The following is a 23576-nucleotide window of genomic DNA, read 5'->3' as shown; positions in this document are numbered from 1 at the left end:
ATACTTCATTCATATTCCTGCAGATCATTTTTCTATTTCAATATCCTATTTGGTCAAAAGTCCCGAAATTCCAAAAACCGAAAACTTTGCTTTTTTGACCCGGTTGATCTCAGGATCTATTGTATAATTGTAAGAAGACCGAAAGTCAGCCTTTTCAAGTGTAGTACGATCAAAATTAGCTTGCTCAAGATTGCATGTATCAAATATAACATTTGTCAAGTCTGCCTCCGCAAAATCAGTTTCCTGCAGCTGAATATTTTTAAAACAGGGATAAGTCTGCCTACGTAGGCAGGGGTTGCGGGATGTTTAAACAATTTTTGAGCAAAAATTGGACCACCCACAGTATTAAACTAGCAAGGAATGAATCATTGATTGTCGGAAACCAAAGGTAAAGCCAAACAGTTGAACCCAATTTAGCTATTATTATGAAGTCGGGTTCATAATTTTAAGGCAATGAAAATGGTTATAAAATCTAAGTATGAATTTCTTCTCCTTCCATTCTGCTTACTGCTACCGTTGCTACTGCATTGCCCACCACATTGGTCGCTGTTCTTCCCATATCAAGAAATTGATCAATAGGTAACAATAGTGCTATTCCAATTTCAGGAATTCCAAATCCTGCGATGGTTGCGGCAATAACTACCAGTGATGCCCTTGGTACAGCAGCGATACCCTTGCTTGTTACCATCAATACCAGCAACATAGTCATCTGTTGTGTTAAACTAAGGTCTACTCCATACGCCTGTGCAATCAGGATGGAACCAAAGGTCATATACATCATACTTCCATCCAGATTGAATGAATATCCAAGCGGAAGTACAAAACTGACAATCCTTTCATTCACACCAAACCTCTCTAACTGATTTAGCAGTTTCGGATATGCGGATTCACTGCTGGCGGTGGCAAACGCCAAAAGAAGTGGTTCTTGTATATGTCTCAGTAGACTCCAGATTCTCTTTTTGACAAACAAAAAGCCGAGGAACAATAAAATGGACCATAAGACAAACAATGCAAAATAGAATAGCAAAATCAATTTTCCATATTCGACCATGACTCCAATCCCTTTTTCAGCAATGACTATAGAAACGGCACAAAAAACAGCCAATGGAGCGACCCACATGATCATATTGGTAAGTTTAAGCATTACATGAGCAAGAGAATCCATGGCAGAGATGATAGGTTTCCCTTTTTCGCCAATAGCAGCTGTAGCTAGACCAAACAATACTGAAAATACCACAATCTGTAATACCATCTTATGGCTAGATAATGCAACAAAAATATTTTCAGGTATTAATTGTTCGATAAAATGGTCAAGAGTGAAACTGTCCGTAGCTACTAGACTAGTAGCTGCAGTATCTGAAGAAATCTGATTTTGAAAATCTAAGCCCGGCTGAAAGATATTGCACAGGATAAGCCCAAGAGTTAACGACATCAGGCTGGCAAATATAAACCAGCCAATTGTTTTTACACTCATTCGTCCTACTGTTCCGGCATCACCAATGCCTGCTACACCTACCACCAACGTACTCAACACTAATGGTCCAATGATCAGTTTGATAAATTTCAAAAAGATGATATTTCCATATTTTGCAATACTTACATAACTTTTTATAAATTCCGGAGTTGTAAGATAATTAAGTGAAGTTCCGACGATCATACCGGCTATTAGTCCAATAAATATCCATAAAGCCACATTGTTTTTCTTTGGTTCAGTATCAGGTGCGCTCACAGTTGATTTGATTATTTTCTATTGAGAAATGTTGACCGCCGAAAGGTATATTATTTTAATAATACTACCAAAACATTCTCATTTTATTTGATACCTGGATATCAATAATCATTTTAGTTTTTTACTTTGTAACATCGCACATCTGACAAACTATTACAAAACTTCAGGCATCAATGAGATGAGCCTCTTTATGTGGAGGTTAAGCTTTTATCTTTTTAGGTTTTACTAATTGTACATGTTCGTCATCTTTAAGAATAAGTCTGAGCGAGCTGTTTTTTGAAAAATAATTCCATGCCCAGTTGATAAATATGATAAGTTTGTTTCTCACACTCAATATCAGCATCAGGTGCAGAAACATCCAAACAAACCATGCAAAGTACCCTTTAAATTTTATAAATGGCAGTTCCACTACGGCTTTGTGCCTCCCTATAGTAGCCATAGATCCCAGATCTTTATATTCATATTCTTTCAAAGGTGTGCCGGAAACGATGCGCTCCAAATTAGTTGCCAGTAATTTTCCCTGACCAATAGCAACATTGGCTACTTGAGGGTGTCCTTTGGAGTATTTTGTGGTTTCCATACAGGATATATCACCTATAGCAAAAATATGTGGATAACCATTGATCCTGTTCACTCTGTCTACCTTGTAACGATTGGTATTAGTGATATTTTCAGGATCAAATCCTTTAATAATATTTCCTGTTACACCTGCAGCCCAGATGACATGTTTGCTATTTAATGTTTCATCATTATTCAGCTTTAAGGTAGTACCATCATAATCAGTGACATACACTCCGGTTTTGATGATCACGCCAAGGTCTTCTAAATAATCTGTGGATGCCTTTCTGGACATGTCCGACATATTATTCAATGTATTGGGACTTCCTTCGAGCAGAATGATATTCATTTTGGAAAAATCAATTCTGAAGAAGTCTTTAGGTAAAATATCTCTTTTAATTTCAGCAAAAGCTCCTGCCAATTCTACGCCGGTAGGCCCTCCACCTACCACGACAATATTCATGAGTGATTCTTTTTCCTCGTCATCAACATACAGGATCTTTTCAAAATTTTCCAGGATGCTGTTTCTGATGGTGATAGCCTGATAAGTTGACTTCAGACCGTAGGTGTATTTTTTAATGTTTTTGTTCCCAAAATAATTTGTTTTACATCCTGTGGCTATGACCAAAAAATCGAATTCAAAGTCACCGATCCCTGTGACAACCACTTTACTTTCCGGATCAATGGATATCGCTTTGGTCAACCTGATTCTTACATCTTTTCTATCCTGAAATATTTTTCTGAAAGGAAAAGATATAGATGATGGCTCAATCTGTGAAGTGGCAACCTGATAAAAGAGAGGCTGAAACTGATGGTGGTTTAACTGATCAATGAGTAAAATATCAAATTGATCCTTTTTAATATTTTCGATAAGCTGAAGCCCTGCAAATCCTCCTCCCAAAACTATCAGCCTAGGTTTATGATTGTCATTCATGATATTTGTTTGCTCCAATAACAGAATAAAAATAGAATATGTTTAAAAATATAGATATATAATTTTGTTACAATCTCATTATTATTTTATTACAGAATAATATATTGAAATTTTAAGAAATAATTAACTGATTATTTGATTTATTTTAATTTTTATAAGCAGCTAATAGACATCCATTGAACAACTTATAATTAAAATTATAATTTGAAAGTGATGAATTAATAATTTGCTTTACCTTGTGCCTTTTTTAAGCTAAAAGCATAATATCATGAAAAAGGAAATCAGGGAAATTATACCAGGAGTTGGTCTCGGAGCTATAAAATTTGGAATGACCAGAGATGAAGTCAAAAATATCGCCGGTAAGCCGGATGAAATAGAAAACGTTCCGGGTTTTGACGAAGAAGTCAATGATGAACTGGAATCCTGGCACTATGACGAGTATGAGTTTTCTCTTGTTTTTGATGCTGAATATGAGTGGAGACTTGTGTCTATAGCAGTGTCTGATCCTTATTTTCTTTTCCAAGGAAAATCTATCATCGGTATGCCAAAAAATGAAGTGATGGACTTGCTTGACAAAGCCAATGTTGAAATCTCCAATGTAGAAGATCTGTCTGATGAAGAGACACCAGACCTGGAACTCGTAGAATCTGACGAAGCCGGCCTGATGGTGTGGTTTGAAAACGAAGAAGCTATAGAAATGCAGATTCTGCCGGATGTAGAAGAAGACGGCGAAACTTTGATCTGGCCGGAATAGACTCCTTCCCTGCTGAATTAATCTGTGGATTCACCCTTACAGTGCTGGTATATCAATCTCATGCCATCGAGTGTGAGCATTTTTGATACCACGTCAAATTCTGATTCCAATGGGTGCAGGATAGAAGATAATCCACCCGTCGCAATGACCTTGTAATTTTTGTTGGATTCGGATTTTATTTTGTGGAGGATCTGTTTTACCAATCCCACATATCCCCATAACACACCGGATTGGATAGCCGAAACCGTATCATGCCCTACAGCCGATTCCGGCAATTCCAGCGGAACTACCGGGAGTTGAGCAGTATTGGTAGCAAGGGAGTGGATAGCTGTATTGAGACCCGGGGCTATTGTGACACCCGAGATGCCTTCGTTGTGGTGGACAACTGTAAAAGTCAATGCAGTCCCAAAATCAACAATGATACAATCTGTACCAAATAGTTTTAATGCAGCATAAGCATTGGAAACGATATCCGATCCAATCTCATATGGATGCGGCACACTGATATCCAAGGTTTTATAAATCTCTGGTTGAAGGAGTAAAGGACTGTGTCCTGTGACCGATTCCACAGTTTCTATGATGACACTATTGATATCAGGTACTACACTGCTGATGACACATTGATGTATTTCTGAACCTGTCACTTGCCATTCCAACAGGATATTTCTGAATGCCTGCTCATAAAAAAATTCAGGCTGAGGTTCTTTTGTCTCATATCTGAACGAATTGGTCCATTTACCGTGGCGGTACATGGCTATCACAATATTGGTATTTCCGATATCTATCGCAACTATCACTTTTTGATTGATCTAAGTTAGTATTGACCACATTTTGCCGCAAAAGTAGCTTAAATCTTCAGACTATCTAACAAAGCCTGATAAATCTTCTCTGCTGATATTTTCCAATCAAATGCACCGCCTCTCTCTTTACCTTTTTTGATCAGTTCTTGAGACAAACTCTCATTGGAGACTATCTCGTGCATGCAGGCTGCGATCGATTGAGTGTCATTAGGATTGGCAAGTAATGCAGCCCCGCCAGCTATTTCCGGCATTGATGCTCTATCTGAAGTGATCACAGGTGTGCCGGCTATCATTCCTTCGATGATCGGTATCCCAAATCCTTCAAAAAGTGAAACATACACTAAGCAACATGCATTCTGTATTAAAATATATTTGTCTGCTTCGGTGACGAAACCAACATAAATGGTATTTTTGGATTGCTTGATCTTTACTTCCATTTCTCTGGTGTCCCATGCCATTCGACCTGCCAGGGCGAGCTTGTAGCGGTTTTGATGGCCAGTATTGAAGGATTCAAAAGCCTCGATCATTCTCACTATGTTTTTCCTTGGATGGAGCGAGCCGACGTATACAAAGTAGGGTTTGTGATCTATCAGGTCTTCGATCTTGCGGCTTTTGTAGTTATTGTATTTATGGAGCTGATCCGGATGAACAGCATTGTACGCTACAATAATTTTATTTTCTGCAATATCAAAATGATGCAGGATGTCGCTTTTTACAAAGTGAGATACTGTGATGATTTTTGTTGCTTTTTTTAAGAAAAGAGGTACATATTTCTTATAGTATTTCAATATGGACTTACTTACTTGATCCTCATAATGTTTGTAAGCAATATCGTGCATTACCATGACCACAGGAATTTTAGACCTGAGACTCAGATATCCATCACCCGAGTAGAACACTTCTATCTTGTACCATTTAAGATAGATAGGCAATAAGATTTCAAACCACCAATACCAAAGCACAGGATGCCTGGTAGGCAATGGAATCATGATGTGCCTTACATTGGCAGGAAAGTCAGGTCTGGAGTGATTTGACCTGTCATAAAATAAGTAAAACTCATCGTCCGGGTGTGCATGAGCCATCCTTACAGTGGTTTCATATATATACCTTGCAACACCCTCCATTTCAGAAGTAAACAAGAGTCTGGCATTCACCCCTATACGCATTATTGTGACATCATTTGAGGGCAAAACTATGATATAATATTGAAAATACCCATCAAAAATACAAATGCAACTATTTTGCAAAGCAAAAAATGGCTCAAGCTTTCATTTCACTTTGTAATTTTGTTGATTGAAAGCCTTGAACAAAGCACTGTGTAAGGTAATTATCTCGGTAACAATTGTTTGAAAATTCATTTACCTATGGCTTCCAAAAAAGAGATGATTAATTTACGTCTTGTTAATTGGTAGTAGTAGTATGTTTTAGGTAGTAGTACCAGTAAGTTGCGAATTTTTAGCCAAGAGCAAGTTTCATTTTCAATACTGTCTTATTTTCAAATAAAAAAACAATAATATGATCAAATGATTTGGATAATTCAAAAAAATGTATAAACTTTGTATAAACAATTATAATGGAAGCAATAATCAAAAAATGGGGAAACTCTTTGGGTGTAAGATTACCCATAAATATGACTAAAGAAATGAATATAGAGGATGGCAGTAAAATTGAAATAATACAGAAAAATAATAAAATCATTATTTCAATGCCTGATTCCACGATTGATATGGATTTTTTAACATCCGGTATGACTGCCGATGGCGTATTAGAACAATTTGAAGATTATCCTTCACTAGGATTGGAAGAATAATTTGGTGATGAAAAAATATATTCCAAACACAGGAGATATCGTTTGGATGGACCTTGACCCTACATTAGGAAAAGAACAACAAGGCAGAAGACCAGTTGTAGTCATTACTGATGCTAAATATAATCAATTTGGATTGTGCATAACACTGCCTATTTCCAGTAAAATAAAGGGTTACAACACTGAAGTAAAACTACCAACTAAAATGCAAATAGAAGGTGCCATACTAACAAATCATCCTCGGTCACATGATTGGACGATCAGAAATATAAAATTTATTGAATCATTAGATGGGGCAACATTTCAGTCAGTTAAAATCAGACTTAAAGTATTGTTGGGTTTATAAAAAATGGTTTAGGATTAAGCCATAAATCCCGGAATAAGCCTACCATAAAGCTTCACCCAGAAAAGAAATCCTTCGTGGCAATTAAAGGCTATGTCAAAATATTCAAAGGCGGTTTGTGTGCTGACGGTTCCTTCACTAAATTAAGCTCCCACTCAATTCTGCAGTCGCACCGTTCAATCATGCACCATACCGTGTGCAGCTATGCTGTAGCGATGACTACAGCATAGCTGCACACAGTATGATTTGTAGTCAAAAGTGCTGATTTTACCCTCCTGCTCCGAAGCGGGCAGGTTGTACTTTTGATCTTCATTACGGAACTCATTTTAGATATTTAGGTGTTAAATAATAAACTTCAAGTATATTATGGCCTTCAAAGAAGTAGGGATCCATGTCTACCATATCATATCATCACGCACAATAGACTACAAATTTCAGAGATAAAATTATATGGAGCAGAAAGAAATATTTACCGGAATTTTATCTTCAGAAATATATATCCTGCTAACTTTGAGCCCCGTGCAATAATTTTTTGTTTTGCACAGGATATTATCTTATCATCACCCAACCACATTTATCACATGAAGCATTTTTTGATATTGTATCTGATTTTTTTTTCCGTCATTTCATCTTTCAGTCAATCTACCACCCTACTTCGCCATCCTGCGGTTAACAACAATGGTTCTCTTGTCTGTTTTTCTTTCCAGGGAGATATTTGGACAGTGCCTTCCTCAGGTGGAAAAGCATCAAGACTGACCATACATGAAGCCTATGAAGGCAATCCCATATTTAGTCCGGATGGCAAGCAAATTGCTTTTTCAGGTGCCAGATTTGGCAATAATGATATTTACACCATACCTTCATCCGGTGGTCAGGCCAAACGACTTACTTTTCATTCAGGAGCTGATATTGTAGCGTCCTGGACTCAACCCGACAAGATTCTTTTTTCGACCAATCGGGAGTTCAGGCAAATCGAACGTCCTTCGGAAGTATACTCCATCCATCCTAATGGTGGTACAGAAACAAGAATACTCGATGCTGTTGGCCATGATCCTGTTTTGTCTCCTGATGGAAGATTTCTGGCTTTTGTTCGCGGTGACATCAATCCCGTGGCGCGTCAGGCATATCAGGGTAGTTCCAACAGAGATTTGTGGATATATGATACCAAAAATAAAACTTATCACAAATTGCCCGGATCAACATACAATGATATCACACCTCAATGGGCCGGAAACAACACCATATACTACCTCAACAGTGATGGTGGGGTGTATAATCTGTACAAACATAAATTGGATGGAAATGGAAAAGCAATAGGCAAAGCAGAAAAACAGACAAAGTACACTGACGAGTCTATAAGAGCTTTTAGCCTTTCTTCAGATGGCACAACGATTGTATTTGAAAAGGACCTGCACTTGTATATCATGAGAACAGACAAAGGTGGAGTGCAGAAACTAAATGTAGAAATCAGTGCAGATGAAAGATTTGACCCCACAGAGTTGAAAACTTTGGCCAGAGATATCAATGATTACTCCGTTTCTCCCAATGGCAAATTGATTGCACTCTCAGTCCGTGGAGAGATATTCATCAGAGAAGACGATAAAGAAAAATCCAGAACCATCAATGTATCCAATCATGCTTACAGGGATATCGAGCCTGTCTGGCTGAATGATTCTATGCTGCTTTTTACCAGTGACCGGGCCAATGGAAATTTTGATATCTATATGGTCAGATCAGCTGATACATCCCAAACAAATGTATTTAAATCTCTGAAGCACAAGGTCACTCCTGTCACCAGAACATCATTGGATGAGCATTCGCTCTCTGTCGCTCCCGATGGCAAAAAAATGGCTTTTATTCGTGGTCGAGGTACCTTAATTGTGGCGGATATGACTGCAGAAGGATTAATTTCAAAAGAAGTCATATTGAACGATTCATGGGCGTCAGAAGAAGGATTGGTATGGAGCCCTGACAGCAAATGGCTGGCCTATTCGCAGACTGATTTATACTACAATGATGAAGTATTTATCCAACCTGTTGACAATACTTCAAAACCAGTCAATGTCTCAATGCATCCGCGCACTGACAGACATCCATACTGGAGTCCTGATGGATCAAAATTGGGTTTTATTTCAGAAAGAAGCACTGCCAGAAGCGAAGATATCATGTTTGTCTGGCTAAAAAAAGAAGACTGGGAAAAAGCCATGCAGGATTGGCAGGATGTAGCCTCAAGTGATACCGATAATGACGATAAATTTAAGTCCGACAAACAAAAAAAGAAGATTCCCGAAATAAAAATTGATTTCGATAAAATCTATGACCGAATTGTACAGGTCACCAATTTCCCAGGTAATGAATCTGATTTTGTAATTTCCAAAGATGGTGAAACTTTCTATTATACCGCTTCCAGCAGTTCCTCCAAAGGACGTGATCTTTACAGTATCAAATGGGACGGCAAAAGTCTGAAGGAAATCACAAAGGGTGGCTCCGACCCCGCCAACATCAGCATGGAAAACGATGGAAAATATATATACTATACCAAACAGGGTGCCTTAAGTCGAGTTGAAACCAAAGGCACAACAAATGACAATTTGTCTTTCAATGCCAAAATGAAAGTGGACTATACTGCAGAACGCAATCAGGTATTTGAAGAAGCATGGCGAACCATTCGGGATGGATTTTATGACCCCTTATTTCATGGTTATGACTGGAATGCACTTCGTGAGAAATACAGACAGCGATGTGTCCAGGCCAGTACAGAAAATGACTTCAGAGATATGTTTAATCTGATGCTCGGAGAGCTCAATGCCAGTCACATGGGCCTCAGGGTACCGGAACGCGCTGAAACTCAGAAGGATGCTACAGGCTTACTTGGTGCAGAATTGATCCCGGTAGCCAACGGTACACAAGTAGTAAGAGTGGTACCTAAATCTCCGGCTGATAAAGCAGGCAGTAAACTCAACCCCGGAGATATCATCACAGCTGTCAACGGCCAGAGTATAGGTACTTCAGACAATTTTTACAACATGCTGAATGGACTGGTCAATGAAAAAGTAGTGTTATCTGTCATCAACGGAGATAAAAAAAATAAAGAAGTAGTCATACGACTTACTGAAAGTGTGTCCAATAATCTGTATGATGCATGGGTAGAAAAGAGACAAAAACTGGTAGATCAGTACTCTAATGGCAAACTAGGGTATATCCACATTAAAAGTATGGATTTTCCGAGTTTTGAGGTCGTAGAGCGGGAGTTTATGGCTGCCGGTTATGGGAAAGATGGACTGGTCATAGATGTGAGATACAATGGTGGCGGATCGACAGCGGATTTTCTGATGGCTATACTGAACTATAAACAGCATGCCTACACCATACCACGAGGAGCCAGTGACAACCCTGAGAAGGACAAACTAAAATTTAAGGAATATTACCCTATAGGCGAAAGGCTCGTTTATGCAGCCTGGATGAAACCCAGTATCGCACTGTGCAATGAAGGCAGCTACTCCAATGCAGAGATATTTTCTCATGCTTACAAGTCACTTGGTATAGGAAAACTTGTAGGTCTGCCTACCAATGGATCTGTAATCTCAACCGGTGGCAAAGGCCTTATGGATGGATCATTTGTAAGACTGCCGCTCAGGATGTGGTTTACAAAGTCCACTGACCAAAATCAGGAACTTGGCCCAGCAGTACCGGATATCATCGTGGAAAATCAACCCGACTGGATCGCCAAAGGTACTGATGATCAGCTGAAAGCTGCAGTGGATGAATTGTTGAAGCAGATGAGTAACAAAAAATAATACTTCATCAAGGTAATTTTCATTTTCACAATTATTCTTACCTTTGCATCACTAAAAATCAGGGCAGTTTGAAACAATATCATGATCTTCTCAGACATATTCTCGATACAGGAGTACAAAAAACCGATAGAACTGGTACTGGTACTATAAGTGTATTTGGTTATCAGATGAGATTTGACCTAAGTGAAGGATTTCCGATGGTCACGACCAAAAAACTACACCTAAAATCCATCATTTACGAATTGTTGTGGTTTTTGAATGGTGACACCAACATAAAGTACCTTAATGACAATGGTGTACGTATATGGAATGAATGGGCCGATGAAAACGGCAACTTAGGACCCGTTTATGGCAGGCAATGGCGGTCCTGGGCAAAACCGGACGGTAGCACTATAGACCAGATAAGTCAGGTAGTACATACCTTAAACACCAATCCTGACTCAAGAAGGATGATCGTCAATGCATGGAATGTGGGTGAGCTTGATCAGATGGCACTGACTCCCTGCCATTGTCTGTTTCAGTTTTATGTAGCTGATGGAAGACTCTCTTGCCAGTTATATCAGAGATCAGCAGACACCTTCCTTGGAGTACCATTTAATATTGCTTCATATGCACTATTGACCATGATGATAGCACAAGTTTGCCATCTTGAACCCGGAGAATTTATCCATACTTTTGGAGATGTTCATCTGTACAACAATCATATAGAACAAGCTCAATTACAGCTCACCAGATCACCCAAGTCCCTGCCAAAGATGATCTTAAATCCTGATGTAAAATCTATTTTTGATTTTAAGTTTGAAGATTTTACTTTGATCGATTATCATCCTGATCCACATATCAAAGCAGCAGTTTCGGTGTAGGCTACACTTTTTAGTATTAATTGCCTTTTAACATTTGAATGCACTATTTCATATGGTATCAGACATTTTTGGTACTATGCAAATGTTTATTTTTTAAATCAAAAAGGAAATCTCCCTAAATCCAAAGGCATGATTGCTACCATCGTCCATCATGATAAGTATTTTGCCATCATCATTTACACCCTTGATGGTACCTTTGAAAACCACATCTTTACCATCCTGAAAATTGGCTTCATCATCCCTTCTGAACAAAGCGTCCTGATACATTATTTTCAATTCACTTGTCTTACCTGATTTTAGTTTTAAATAATAATACTCCAATCTGGTTGAAAGCCGACAATACACATCTTCGACACTATATGAAGCATTGGTTTCTATAGTCAGAGATGTGGGATTGGGTATCTCCAAAGGAAATAGTGTTTCGTTTATATTTAAACCCACACCTATGACCGTAGATTTTATATTATCATTTCTCAAAGTGTTTTGAACCAGAATGCCTGCTATTTTTTTATTGTTGACGTAAATGTCATTGGGCCATTTGATTTTTACATTTTTTACAAAAAATGATATCACATCATACACTGCCAGGCCACTGATGATATTAAGCAGGAATTGTTCCTTGACTTTTAGTGCAGTTGGATAAAAAATGTATGATATCAAAAGGTTTTTTCCTGATTCACTATGCCAAAACCTGCCAATTTGTCCATTGCCGGCTGTCTGAAAGTCAGTAATAACACATGTCCCTTCCGGTGGACTGGTTTTTGCTATAAGATCAGTAGCATAGACATTGGTAGAATTGATTTCTTTGAAGTAAATACAGTTTTTACCTGTAAACAGTGTATCCGGTGTTACCATAAAGTGATATTTTGTATCTTTGCTGCTAAATTTTAAAAAAAACACAAATATTGAATAAAAAATTGACTTTGAAGAAGTCTCTTGCAGACTCATCCAATCTTAATGCACTCATCATTGATGCAATACAAGACATAAAAGGTAAAAACATCATACAACTGGATCTACGTTCACTTGATGATGCTCCCGCAGATTATTTTATTATTTGCGAGGGAGATTCTTCCACTCAGGTGAAAGCAATATCTGAAAATATAGGAAAAAAAATCAAAGAGAAAACAGGCCAAAAACCCTACCACACAGAAGGTATGGACGGTGCAAAGTGGATTCTTGTAGACTTTTTTGATACTGTGGTTCATGTATTTTATCCAGAAACCCGATCGTTTTATGAGATTGAAGAACTGTGGGGTGATGCTAAAATAACTCAGTATGAAAATATTTAGCAAATAAATAACTATCGATCGCAACCACTCTATGTCTAAAGTGTTTAATAACGTAATTGAAAAAATGTAAATGGATAATAATCAGGAAAATAAATCATCAGAGAATAAAAACAACCCTAATAAATTTAACATAAATTCATATTGGATTTATGGCATTATCATCTTAGGTCTATTCGGGATCAATTTTTGGGTAAGTTTTAATTCGCAGGTAGAAACCATCAATATCAATGATTTTGAAGAGAAAGCAAGAAAAGGTGAAGTCGAAAAAATAGAAATCATCAATGAAAAGACAGTCAATGTCTTCATCAAAAAAAATGTCATAGATGCTAACTACCCCAAACTCAAAGACAGTAAACTGTATGGATATAATCCACACTTCAAATTTACTATCGGCGATGTAGGCAACTTCGAAACGATGCTTAAAGACCTTAAAACACAAGGATATACTATATCTTACGTACACAGGACAGAGACCAATTATATCGGTCAGATCATCAGTTGGATACTACCATTTGCATTGTTGATAGGTTTGTGGTTATTTATCATGCGACGTGTCGGTGGCGGCGCCGGTGGTCCGGGTGGTCAGATCTTCAATATAGGAAAATCAAAAGCTACACTTTTCGACCAAAACTCTAAGGTCAACATCACTTTTGCCGATGTAGCAGGACTACAGGAAGCCAAAGTGGAAGTCATGGAAGTGGTAGACTTCCTTAAAAACCCCAAAAAATATACTTCACTTGGTGGAAAAATACCTAAGGGTGTACTTCTGGTTGGTCCTCCGGGCACAGGAAAGACACTGCTGGCAAAAGCCGTTGCCGGCGAGGCTGGTGTACCGTTTTTTTCTATATCTGGCTCCGATTTTGTGGAGATGTTTGTCGGTGTTGGAGCATCAAGGGTAAGAGATCTTTTCAAACAAGCAAGGGAGAAAGCCCCTTGTATTGTATTCATCGATGAAATAGATGCCATAGGCAGAGCCAGAGGACGAAATGCTATTCAGGGTGGAAATGACGAAAGAGAAAACACGCTGAACCAACTTCTTGTGGAAATGGATGGATTCAGTACGGACAAAGGTGTAATCATGATGGCTGCCACCAACAGACCTGATATTCTGGACAGTGCATTGCTTCGTCCGGGAAGATTTGACAGACAGATTGGTATTGATCCGCCAGACATCATCGGTCGTGAAGAAATATTTAAAGTCCACCTCAAGTCCATAAAAGTAGGTCCTGATATTAATCCGGCAGTCCTGTCTGAGATGACTCCGGGTTTCGCGGGTGCTGACATCGCCAACATATGTAATGAAGCGGCCCTTATCGCTGCCCGTAGAAATAAAACGGAGGTAGATCTGGATGACTTTAATTATGCTCTGGACAGAGTGATTGGAGGTCTTGAAAAGAAAAATAAACTCATCTCACCAAAGGAAAAGGAAATCATTGCCTTCCATGAAGCAGGCCACGCCATCTGTGGCTGGTATCTCGAGCACGCAAGTCCATTGGTCAAAGTGACTATTGTTCCTCGAGGTATGGGTACGTTGGGCTATGCCCAATATCTTCCAAAAGAAGAATATATCATTCGTACAGAACAACTGCTGGATCGTATGTGTATGACTCTGGGCGGTAGGGCTGCAGAAAAGATAACTTTTGACAAAATTTCTACCGGAGCACAAAATGACCTCGATCAGGTCACTAAAATGGGCTACGGCATGGTCACCATATATGGTATGAATGATAATGTAGGTAATGTATCTTTTTATGCTATGTCACAGGATCAGTTTAACAAACCTTATTCCAATGAAACGGCAAGGCTCATAGATGATGAAGTAAGAAAACTAATCGATGAGCAGTACAAGCGAGCTCAGGAATTGCTAATAGAAAAAAGAGAAGAACTTACTTTACTGGCTACTACCCTTCTTGAAAAAGAAGTATTGCTCAAGTCTGATCTGGAGCGCCTTATTGGCCCAAGGCCAGTACCTATTGATGAACTTGCAATCAAAAATAGTGCTTTGGCATAGGAAAAATAACATACCGTAATTTCTGGATATTGGAATTATCCCAACAAATTTGGGTGTATTTCATTTTTTCGCCTCACATTAAAAGTCATCAATTTTTTTTGCGATTCAGGCAAGATGCCTTTTTACACTGCATCGAATCTAAAAGCTACGACGAACAAACGATGCTTTAGAGACATGATCCTGAAGATAAATTACTCCCGCCTATCGGGGCAGGAGCGTAGCCCTGTCATCTTTGTAGAAAACATTAGAATCTGAAACATAAGGGGCGTAGCCCTGATATCTTATATTTACCACATCTTTTAAGATCACAGGGCTACGCCCCTACGTGATGGTGTGAGGATATTTTTGCTACAAAGATCTCAGGACTACGTCCCTATATTTATCTCGGACATAAAGATTAGAGATAATAGAAGGGTGTATTTTATTTTTTCGCATCACATTAAAAATCATCAATCTTTTGCGATTCAGGCAAGATGCCCTAATATATTGCATCGAAGCTAAAAGCTACGACGAACAAACAAAACTTGATAAGAAATCAAGCACAGTACGAAAAAATGAAATGCACCTACAAATTTTGTTTTGTGGGGTTACATTCAAAGTTGGTTTTGACAGTATGTTACTTCAATACATGATGTGCCAGTACCTTCTGAACATCATACACATTGACTGATTTGTTAAATGGTTTGACGATGCTGGGCAGAGGCTCACTTGATACCCATATCTTCAGTTCTGCTTCAAGGTCAAATGTACCGGCTGTTTCAACACTGAATCTCGATATACTTTTATAAGAAATGGATTTATATTCTATTTTGCTACCAGTAAGTCCCTGTATTTCCACTAAGATCAGCCGTTTATTGGTAAAAATAAAAGTATCCCGGATCAGTTTAAACCCCAACTCTATTTCTTCAGTGTCTATCAATAGCTGGCCATATTTTTTGACTAATTCGTCCTGACTTACTGTTCCTGCATTGCCAAGTAATGCTGAAAATATTCCCATGGTTGTATTTTTAGATTATTAATGACGGGTGTCTTATTCAGGAATTTTGGGTTTTTTTGATTCGATCAAATCCCAGAGATTGCCATAGATATCTTCAAAAACGGCCACGATACCGTATTCTTCGATGCTCGGTTCTCTTACTATTTTTATCTTGTGCAAAAGAAGGTTTTGATAGTCTCTCTGAAAATCATCAGTATATAAAAAAAGGAAAACTCTACCCCCTGTTTGATTACCAATTCTGGATTTTTGATCAGCATTTACACCTTTTGCAAGCAGTAGAGAACATTCTTTTGCTCCTTTAGGCCTTACCAATACCCACCGCTTTTCTTCCGACATTTTTGTATCTTCTACCAGATCAAAATGTAATTTTTCTGTATAAAATGCGATGGCTCTGTCATAATCATCTACCACAATAGCAATGTGTGCAAGATGCTGCTTCATGATTTTTCTTTTTGTTTGCGTCACTCATTGGAGAGAAAAGCTTGCTCCAACATATTCATCAATCCAGTAGCTTGATCTTAAAATTGCGCCATCGGACTTTTATCCCACCGCCATCATGTATTTGCAATGCAATGAATCCTTCACCCTTGCCGATTTTTTCATCATTCAGGTCTATCATCATATGGCCATTGAGCCATGTTGTGACTTGATCGCCTTTCACCAGGATTCTGAGAGAATTCCATTTTCCTACTTTTAGGTACTGTTCGTGCGCAGGATTGGGCTTGATCAACCAACCACGTCCGTAGGATTCGTAGATGCCTCCGGTATGTTTATCTGGCGGAGCTACTTCTACCTGCCAGCCACTGATCTTTACTCCTGCGATACCTGACCGAAAGAAGACACCACTATTGCCATTGCTTTCCTGCTTAAACTGAACTGTAAAATCAAAGTTCTTGTAGGATTCATTGGTAGAAAGATAGCCATATTGTTTATCCGGACCACTTTCGCATATCAGGTTTCCCTTTTCGACATACCACTTTTCGGTACCGTGTGCTGTCCATCCTGTCAGATCTTTTCCGTTGAACAAGTTGATTTTCTGAGCATTACCAAAATGTATCAAACATAAGAGTAAGGCACTTAAAATATATTTTTTCATTACTATTCTGATTATAATCCTTTTAGATGTTTGGTTAGTGCAGCATCAAGCTCATGACCTGTGATGTTGCGGGCAATTATTTTTCCTTCAGGATCTATGAGCAGATTTTGAGGTATTGATCTGATGCCAAACATTTCTGAAACTTCATTTTTCCAACCTTTGAGGTCACTGACATGATACCATGTGAGTTCGTCTTTGTGGATGGCGGCTATCCATGGGTCTCTTTTATTATCCAGAGATACACCCAGGATTTCAAAATTATTGTCTTTGTAGTTTTTGTAAGCCTTGACAATATTGGGATTTTCTTTTCGGCATGGCCCACACCAGCTTGCCCAAAAATCAATAAGAACATATTTTCCCTTCAGTGAAGCAATAGAAAAATCGACTCCCGAAGTATCTTTCTGAGTAAATGGCATTATAGGTTGGCCGACAAATGTTTTTTTTGTTTTTTCAATCTGGCTCTCCAGTTCTTTACCTTTGGCAGATGATTTATGTTCAGGAGCCAATTTGTCATACATGGATAAAAAATCTTCATCGATCATATAAGAAATATCCAGCAATGATGAAAAGCTAACAAAGGATGTAGGTTTGTCACTGATAAATCCACTCAACACCTGCTTTTTCATTTTTGAAAGTTCATCAAAAACAACTTCCAGGCTCTTCATGCCTTCTTCATTTTTAGCATCTTTAAACTTCATATATTCATCTACAGTAGCCCGATACTTATCATCATGAGCAGTGAGTCTCGATTTCAGATTCAAAAAATCTTTTTGGACCATGCCACCCGTAATGCCGGCTTCCTTAGGGTATTTTGTCACAGTGATTTCGGTAGTTTGACTTGGCTCAATAAAAAATCAGTAGTAGCTTTAGATTTTTCATATGTGGGGATATTGAGCTGCACTTTGACAGGAACATCTATTTTTCCAGAAAATTCAAACTTATTGTCCATTATAACAGCAGAATCTTTGACCATGCTTTTATTATACACATACTGAATATATACTTTTTCAGCGAGCTGAAATTCTGAAAATTTTCCTTTGATAGTAAAGGGTTGCTCCTGTGCCTGCAAAGAAAGTGATAAGGTTGCAAATGTTATAAGCAGTAGTGTCGAAAAAAAGTGTGACTTCATGGCTAATAAAATTGTGGTGATTTTGGTATTTACGATAAAGAGAAATTATACATAGAGTAAATCGGAATCAAAACTAAGATTAACTTTTGAATTTTTGGTACATGGCTTGATATTTTTAACAATTTTTCATAAATCCATTCTTGTCAAGGCCATTTTACTCCCAAACGTATCCTTCTAACTAATACACAATGCTTAAATGGTTTAACTTCCTGACATGTGGCATAATTTGTAATTGAATTTAATATTTATCTTATTTTAAATATTTTTCACAAACTGAGATCTTTTTTTCAAAAGTTCAAATTAGAAATGAAATAAGTAAGATTATCACCTTTTATCCATCTATTGACTGACCTATAAATAAAAGTGTATTGGTATGTGGAATTTCAATGTGAATCTCACGCATTTTATAAGTCTGATCAAATGGCGCCCTTACCTTAATTCCATCGATTTTGTTTTTTATAGATTCCCAAATTATATCCACATCATCTACTTCGATATAAAATTCCATTTGACCTATGTCTTGTCCAGCCGGTAATATATGAATGGTAAGATGATTTTTTTCATAAATAGCATAATTGCCGGAATCAAACACTTTTTCAAATCCAAACAATTCATGAAAAAACTCTCCTGTAGCTGCCATGTCATATGATGGAATCATAGGGCTGATATAAAGCGCTTTATACATTACGATAATATATTTTATTATGTATTTAAATGGAGTTCAAATTGAAGTATTCTATGATCTAAATTTTGTTAAATCTTGCGACTTCTTCAATTCCCATCTCCAAATGAGCCCATCATCAGGGTCAAGAATTTCTTCTGTCCTGGTAAATCCACATTTTGTTAAAACAGAAGTCGAAGGGTTTTCATGACTAAGTGTATGAGCAATCACCATTTTTATTTCAGTATTTTTGAATGCATTGTCTATCAATGCTTGGGCGTATTCGGTAGCCAGTCCTCGATCCCGATATTGTGGTGCAATCTCATATCCAATTTCCACAATACCATCAACAGAAGGTTGGCCCTTATATCCGCCGCTACCTACGAACACATTGTCTTCAATATGGATAGGGAAATAAGTGCGCCATGAATGTGGAATGGGGTCGACTTTCAACATATCCAAAGCATATTGAAAAGCCATAGGCCCGAACTCAGTCCAATGATCAGGAACTTCTACTCCCAATAAATTTGCAAGCATTTCATTTCCAGCAATAGCAGCTTGTAATATGTCTGCATCGCAAGGAATTAATTTTAGGTTTTTGGTTATCAGCATAATGAATTAAAATTAGATTGCTTTCATTTTATTGTTTTTTGGATCATGAGTGACTTCAGCTAATCCAAGTACTTCTATCAAAGGTGGTATATACATGCCGAATCTTCCTCTAAACCCTTTTTTAAGTCCATACCAACCCCCTGCAGGATTGTTTTCTAATCTTCCCCATGCTTCTACAGTGCCTTCTTTAGCTGGTTTTTGTTCGTCTGCACTTCCCAACTCCATCCAGTCGCCATGATCTTTGAGCATTTTATGCAGGTCGGTCAGGCAATTGATATTATAATGAAGAATAGTTTTCCCGACGGTACAGACCAGAATATCTTTACCATCCTTGTGGTCCACATGCATTGTATATTCACTGCTCAAAGGTGGTGTCTTGAGCAGCATAGGTTTGTCTTTTGTTCCGATTTTGTACGACATTTGTTTATGGTTTATATTTTGTTTTAAATAATGTAGAACAAATATACGAATCAGATGTCAATTTAAGGTATTTTAGATCTAAAGCTTAATAGACTTCTAAAAGCAACGTTACAACAAATTTTCGATTTTCAAAATTTTGAAATAATTCTACATTGCTTTTATGTAACATTTAGTGGATTTTTAAAAATTTCAGAACCCTGTTAAAATTTTTACTATTTACTTCGAATAAAAACATTCCGTTTTCTAAATTTACTATATCAATGGGAATTTCATTTCTTCCATTAATACCCCAAAACGATTCTAACATTTTTATTTTCCCATCTATACCTATTATTCTAATTTCAAATACTGATGGCAAATTGTTGTCCAATGTAAGTGTGATAATATCACTTGCGGGATTAGGGTAAAGCATTACTGTAGAAATCGATTCTTCTTTTGTATTTGTCGGCAGTAAGTTATTATCAATTAGTATTGTTTTAGCAGATGTACATGATGAATATAAATTTGCACCATCCTGAATACATGCAATACTTGCTCCGGAATTGGCATCAAAAATTTTCATTGCTGCTATCCACCAACCACCATTGATCAAAGTTGAAGTATCTTTTGTACCAAATCTTATTCTAAAAATAATTTGTTCTCCTAGATAATCTGACAAATCAACGTAGGAATTTACAAATTCGCCCCCTGAATCACCTGTAAATACTTTAAGGTTTGGAATAGCAAAAGTGGAATAATTTACTGCATCTTTTGGGCCATTGAAAATAAAATGCGGAATTTCCCATGTGAGACCGCCATCCTTGCTTATTGATAAGTATCCACCATCATTAATTTGTCTGGTTTTGTATTTATGTAAAAATTTTAAAACAGGTTTTTCACTATCGATTCTGATAGCCTTTGTAAATAGTGAATGATCATTTTCCATAGAAGTGGCAGGAATGAAAAAACCTGTTTGCCCTGAAGGCAACATGTTATCGTCAAAAGTCCAGGTAGAACTGCCAATATTTGGTACTATCTGAAAATTTTGACCATCCTTTTCCACTTTGTATATATATTTTGTAAATGATGGTGGGGAAACGGCCTTTAATTGGTAGGTAATTTCTGCTTCCTGCTCGTATTTCATATCACCTATATTGAAAATGATATACTTCTCTTTAACGGTTGCGGGTAATGTAGCTGTTCCGTCAATATATACAAAACCTGAAGGTAAACTATCCACGATGGAAACATTTTTCAGTGTATTTGGGATATGATTTATTGCTTTTAATTCTACTTTTACACTTGATCCTGATTTTGCAATTTCCGGCATCTTTTTCATAATCTTAAGCTCTTCAATACACGAAGGAAAAGTATTAAAATCTTCGATTCCATCATTTCTGTCATTATTGCTGCCACCAGATGCCAATATGCCTAACCCTCTTTTGGCGAATACGGACCATATGAGGCATTTGTTGTCTCCATTGAACAAAATCCGGTCTGCTGCCAGGATGGCATCCCGACCGTCAATGAAACCAGGTTTACATGATTGCATTTTCATCCCTTGCATTACCAACTGTATAGCCTTTCCATTACCGGAATTGATATTAGTTACATCAGGATCAAATCCATACTTTTCAGCCATCGCCCAATACAAATCCCAAAGCATAGACGTCCAGACTTCACCCAATTGATGTGGAGTATCAGTACCTTTAATGTTATTGTAGGTTTGAGGATTGATACTCATATCTGTACTATATGGATACCTTCTGATACCATTTCCATTAGCAGCCTGATTGATAGAAAAATTACCAACACCTCGTGGTTTTCTGCCATTGTCACCTTGTTTTGCTGTCACTGCCAAAGCAAAAAAATCACTCCAACCTTCTCCCATTTGTTCATCATTGATGAGACAAGATGAATTATTGGGTCCTCCGGTGAGTCTGGTACTTATACCATGAGCATATTCATGGGCTATGATCACATTATCAAAAGCGCCATCCCGATATTTGGGTGATGTCTCAGCAGGTTCCTGCATTTTTAGGAATACGTCAGTTCCTCTTAATATTATCGCTCTTAGTTTGTCACAGTCACTCTTTCTTACAAAAATTGAAGGAATTGTTACCTGAAATGGACTGTTGGGTGGAGCACCTACGGGATTGACTTCCTCACCTGTTCCACCATTGACACCAGCTACATTACAAATGATGCAGGCCGATGCGCCGGCTTGTTGAGCGTAGTACACTTTTTGTATAAAGTCACACTCGCCACGGTCCACCATCGCTATGGTTCCATGCAGATTTTGATTGACGGGTTTACAGCCCAGCGAAGATTCATTTGATCCCTTGTTGCCTACAACAGTTATTTTGCCAAACACAGGAGAGTCCTGTGACTTTGGAATTGCCGCTCCAAAGGTTGTAGTACCGTATATGGAAATATCAGTAGCAATTTCAGATGGTGCAGTAACTTTTACAGCGCTACCATATCTGTCCCATAAAAAAATTTGCAGTTTACCTGTGCCACCATCTGCTGGTGAGGTAAAAACTGCATTGTTGCGCTTTTTTACAGGAGCATTAAATCCATCAAAAGATTGACAAATCACCGGGTCATTTTCTTTACCTCGTCCGGAATAATTATGTGACTGAAAGTTTCCTGCTTCTTCTGTAAATCCATATAAAAACGATATATCATGCATCATGTTTGCAGCATAAAACAGATTGACCTGTGATGCATCCTTGTACAATTCCGGATCCTGTGTGATGCTATGAGGGTAGTCAAATAACAGATTTGTCTTCGGAATCACACTACTGCCAGGGTCAGGACTGTCGTCTCCATCAGCATTAAGGTAAGCTATGACATTATTTCCTTTAGTTGTGTTGAATTCAATGCCGTCAGCAGTATGCCACCCTTCCGGTGATGCAGATTTTATAGAAGGGTGGGAGACCAATGTATGCGGCCCATGCAGCGGGCTCTCCATAGGAAAGGGATATACTCTGTATTGGGGTATATTTCCGCATGTTCTATTAAAGATGCTTGCAGGACTGTGCATGTTTTTTGGCTCTGACAGAGCACTATTCTGATGTGAGCAATCATGTGTGGTATGAGTACAATATAGAGACAGGTTGTTTTTGGTTACGACTTTTCCTGTGTTCTGATCTACGCTTATTTCCCAAAGATCATCAGAATCTGCCAGATCAAGAGTCACCTGATAGCAGAGGATCAGCCTATTGATAGATTCATCATATTCGTATATTGGTTTTACCCTTATATCTGATTTCACATAAGGCGTAGCTTCAAATATACCTTCGTCACCACTGCTTCTTTTGGAGAGTGATGGTACATCAGGCTTTTCAATACCAAGATGCATTGCAGATAGAACCACTGCGTCCCGCATTTGCAGATTTGAATGGGTGGATTTTGTAACTTTTGACATATGCGGAACGCAGGAATTCCCAACATGTGTTACCTGACCTTTGTGGTCAATGGTTACGATCATCATGGCATTTTTGATCTCCATTCCAATGTATATCTGCTGAAAGTAGATGTGCCTGGCTTTGGTATTTTGATCCTGATAGACATGGTCGAGCCTGAAATTTTTTATATCTTTATCTTCGATCCTGAGTGCAACCTTGTTATTTTGCAAATATGCCAGTGCATGAGTGACATCCCTATCACCTTGCCCATATATCTGTGGCAAGGAAAAGTATAACAGAATTAGCATATATGTTATGTTGACTACTTTCATTTCAGTTTTAGGTCGATTTTTTTCTTCCCTAATTTTATTATTCATAACAAGT

At 38.0% G+C, this 23576-nt stretch carries 22 protein-coding genes; 7 read left to right on the top strand and 15 right to left on the bottom strand.

All coding sequences use genetic code 11. The annotated features are described in order from the left end of the window. Positions 1–45: 45 nt before the first annotated feature. The 3 genes from IPK35_08925 to IPK35_08915 form a co-directional block, all read right to left on the bottom strand. A complete protein-coding gene (locus IPK35_08925) occupies positions 46–255 on the bottom strand; it encodes a pentapeptide repeat-containing protein (GenBank protein ID MBK8053378.1) in 210 nt (69 codons plus the stop codon). 217 nt (positions 256–472) lie between these two features. Beyond that, positions 473–1693, bottom strand: a complete 1221-nt coding sequence (locus IPK35_08920) for a dicarboxylate/amino acid:cation symporter (GenBank protein ID MBK8053377.1) — start codon at positions 1691–1693, stop codon at positions 473–475. 235 nt (positions 1694–1928) lie between these two features. Continuing rightward, positions 1929–3221 (bottom strand): NAD(P)/FAD-dependent oxidoreductase, encoded by a 1293-nt coding sequence (locus IPK35_08915; protein ID MBK8053376.1) that lies wholly within the window; start codon positions 3219–3221, stop codon positions 1929–1931. 268 nt (positions 3222–3489) lie between these two features. Between IPK35_08915 and IPK35_08910 the strand changes: the two genes are divergently transcribed. Further along, complete coding sequence (locus tag IPK35_08910; GenBank protein MBK8053375.1) at positions 3490–3975, top strand: hypothetical protein; 486 nt, start codon at positions 3490–3492, stop codon at positions 3973–3975. A gap of 17 nt (positions 3976–3992) precedes the next feature. Here IPK35_08910 and IPK35_08905 read toward each other — a convergent pair whose 3' ends face one another. Both IPK35_08905 and IPK35_08900 read right to left on the bottom strand, forming a co-directional pair. Continuing rightward, on the bottom strand, positions 3993–4772 hold the full coding sequence (locus tag IPK35_08905) for a type III pantothenate kinase (protein ID MBK8053374.1): 780 nt from the start codon (positions 4770–4772) through the stop codon (positions 3993–3995). A 50-nt stretch (positions 4773–4822) separates the two neighbouring features. After that, entirely contained in the window at positions 4823–5941 is a 1119-nt protein-coding gene (locus tag IPK35_08900; GenBank protein ID MBK8053373.1) for a glycosyltransferase family 4 protein, read from the bottom strand. A 407-nt stretch (positions 5942–6348) separates the two neighbouring features. Between IPK35_08900 and IPK35_08895 the strand changes: the two genes are divergently transcribed. From IPK35_08895 to IPK35_08880, 4 genes are all read left to right on the top strand, one after another. Further along, positions 6349–6585 carry an AbrB/MazE/SpoVT family DNA-binding domain-containing protein gene (locus IPK35_08895; protein MBK8053372.1) on the top strand — a complete coding sequence of 79 codons (237 nt, stop codon included), beginning with the start codon at positions 6349–6351 and terminating at the stop codon, positions 6583–6585. A 7-nt stretch (positions 6586–6592) separates the two neighbouring features. After that, on the top strand, positions 6593–6928 hold the full coding sequence (locus tag IPK35_08890) for a type II toxin-antitoxin system PemK/MazF family toxin (protein ID MBK8053371.1): 336 nt from the start codon (positions 6593–6595) through the stop codon (positions 6926–6928). A gap of 578 nt (positions 6929–7506) precedes the next feature. Further along, positions 7507–10722: a PD40 domain-containing protein gene (locus IPK35_08885; protein ID MBK8053370.1), complete on the top strand. Its 3216-nt coding sequence runs from the start codon at positions 7507–7509 to the stop codon at positions 10720–10722. A gap of 68 nt (positions 10723–10790) precedes the next feature. Then, positions 10791–11585, top strand: coding sequence for a thymidylate synthase (locus tag IPK35_08880; GenBank protein ID MBK8053369.1), 795 nt, complete (start codon positions 10791–10793; stop codon positions 11583–11585). Between the two features lie 93 nt (positions 11586–11678). Here the strand turns inward: IPK35_08880 and IPK35_08875 are convergent, their stop codons facing one another. Further along, positions 11679–12440 carry a biotin--[acetyl-CoA-carboxylase] ligase gene (locus IPK35_08875; GenBank protein MBK8053368.1) on the bottom strand — a complete coding sequence of 254 codons (762 nt, stop codon included), beginning with the start codon at positions 12438–12440 and terminating at the stop codon, positions 11679–11681. Between the two features lie 68 nt (positions 12441–12508). Between IPK35_08875 and rsfS the strand changes: the two genes are divergently transcribed. Beyond that, positions 12509–12877: a ribosome silencing factor gene (rsfS, locus tag IPK35_08870; protein ID MBK8053367.1), complete on the top strand. Its 369-nt coding sequence runs from the start codon at positions 12509–12511 to the stop codon at positions 12875–12877. A 70-nt stretch (positions 12878–12947) separates the two neighbouring features. Continuing rightward, a complete protein-coding gene (ftsH, locus tag IPK35_08865; protein MBK8053366.1) occupies positions 12948–14888 on the top strand; it encodes an ATP-dependent zinc metalloprotease FtsH in 1941 nt (646 codons plus the stop codon). Between the two features lie 616 nt (positions 14889–15504). Here the strand turns inward: ftsH and IPK35_08860 are convergent. The 9 genes from IPK35_08860 to IPK35_08820 form a co-directional block, all read right to left on the bottom strand. After that, positions 15505–15885: a PH domain-containing protein gene (locus tag IPK35_08860; protein MBK8053365.1), complete on the bottom strand. Its 381-nt coding sequence runs from the start codon at positions 15883–15885 to the stop codon at positions 15505–15507. A gap of 33 nt (positions 15886–15918) precedes the next feature. Then, the gene (locus IPK35_08855; protein ID MBK8053364.1) at positions 15919–16326 is read right to left on the bottom strand and encodes a VOC family protein; all 408 of its coding nucleotides are present in this window, start codon (positions 16324–16326) and stop codon (positions 15919–15921) included. A 58-nt stretch (positions 16327–16384) separates the two neighbouring features. Further along, positions 16385–16981: a DUF1080 domain-containing protein gene (locus IPK35_08850; protein MBK8053363.1), complete on the bottom strand. Its 597-nt coding sequence runs from the start codon at positions 16979–16981 to the stop codon at positions 16385–16387. 11 nt (positions 16982–16992) lie between these two features. Then, entirely contained in the window at positions 16993–17799 is an 807-nt protein-coding gene (locus IPK35_08845) for a TlpA family protein disulfide reductase (GenBank protein MBK8053362.1), read from the bottom strand. Further along, a complete protein-coding gene (locus IPK35_08840; GenBank protein MBK8053361.1) occupies positions 17796–18110 on the bottom strand; it encodes a DUF4369 domain-containing protein in 315 nt (104 codons plus the stop codon). The genes IPK35_08845 and IPK35_08840 overlap by 4 nt, the downstream gene beginning before the upstream one ends. A 331-nt stretch (positions 18111–18441) precedes the next feature. Continuing rightward, on the bottom strand, positions 18442–18795 hold the full coding sequence (locus IPK35_08835) for a hypothetical protein (GenBank protein ID MBK8053360.1): 354 nt from the start codon (positions 18793–18795) through the stop codon (positions 18442–18444). Between the two features lie 51 nt (positions 18796–18846). Beyond that, the gene (locus IPK35_08830) at positions 18847–19383 is read right to left on the bottom strand and encodes a GNAT family N-acetyltransferase (protein ID MBK8053359.1); all 537 of its coding nucleotides are present in this window, start codon (positions 19381–19383) and stop codon (positions 18847–18849) included. A gap of 12 nt (positions 19384–19395) precedes the next feature. Continuing rightward, a complete protein-coding gene (locus tag IPK35_08825) occupies positions 19396–19803 on the bottom strand; it encodes a hypothetical protein (GenBank protein ID MBK8053358.1) in 408 nt (135 codons plus the stop codon). A 169-nt stretch (positions 19804–19972) separates the two neighbouring features. Further along, positions 19973–23569, bottom strand: coding sequence for a M36 family metallopeptidase (locus IPK35_08820; GenBank protein MBK8053357.1), 3597 nt, complete (start codon positions 23567–23569; stop codon positions 19973–19975). Positions 23570–23576: the final 7 nt, after the last annotated feature.

The sequence above is a fragment of the Saprospiraceae bacterium genome (genome assembly GCA_016713025.1).
Taxonomy (GTDB): domain Bacteria; phylum Bacteroidota; class Bacteroidia; order Chitinophagales; family Saprospiraceae; genus OLB9.
The sequence above is the reverse complement of the archived record's forward strand: the minus strand, read 5'-3'. Positions and strand labels throughout refer to the sequence as shown.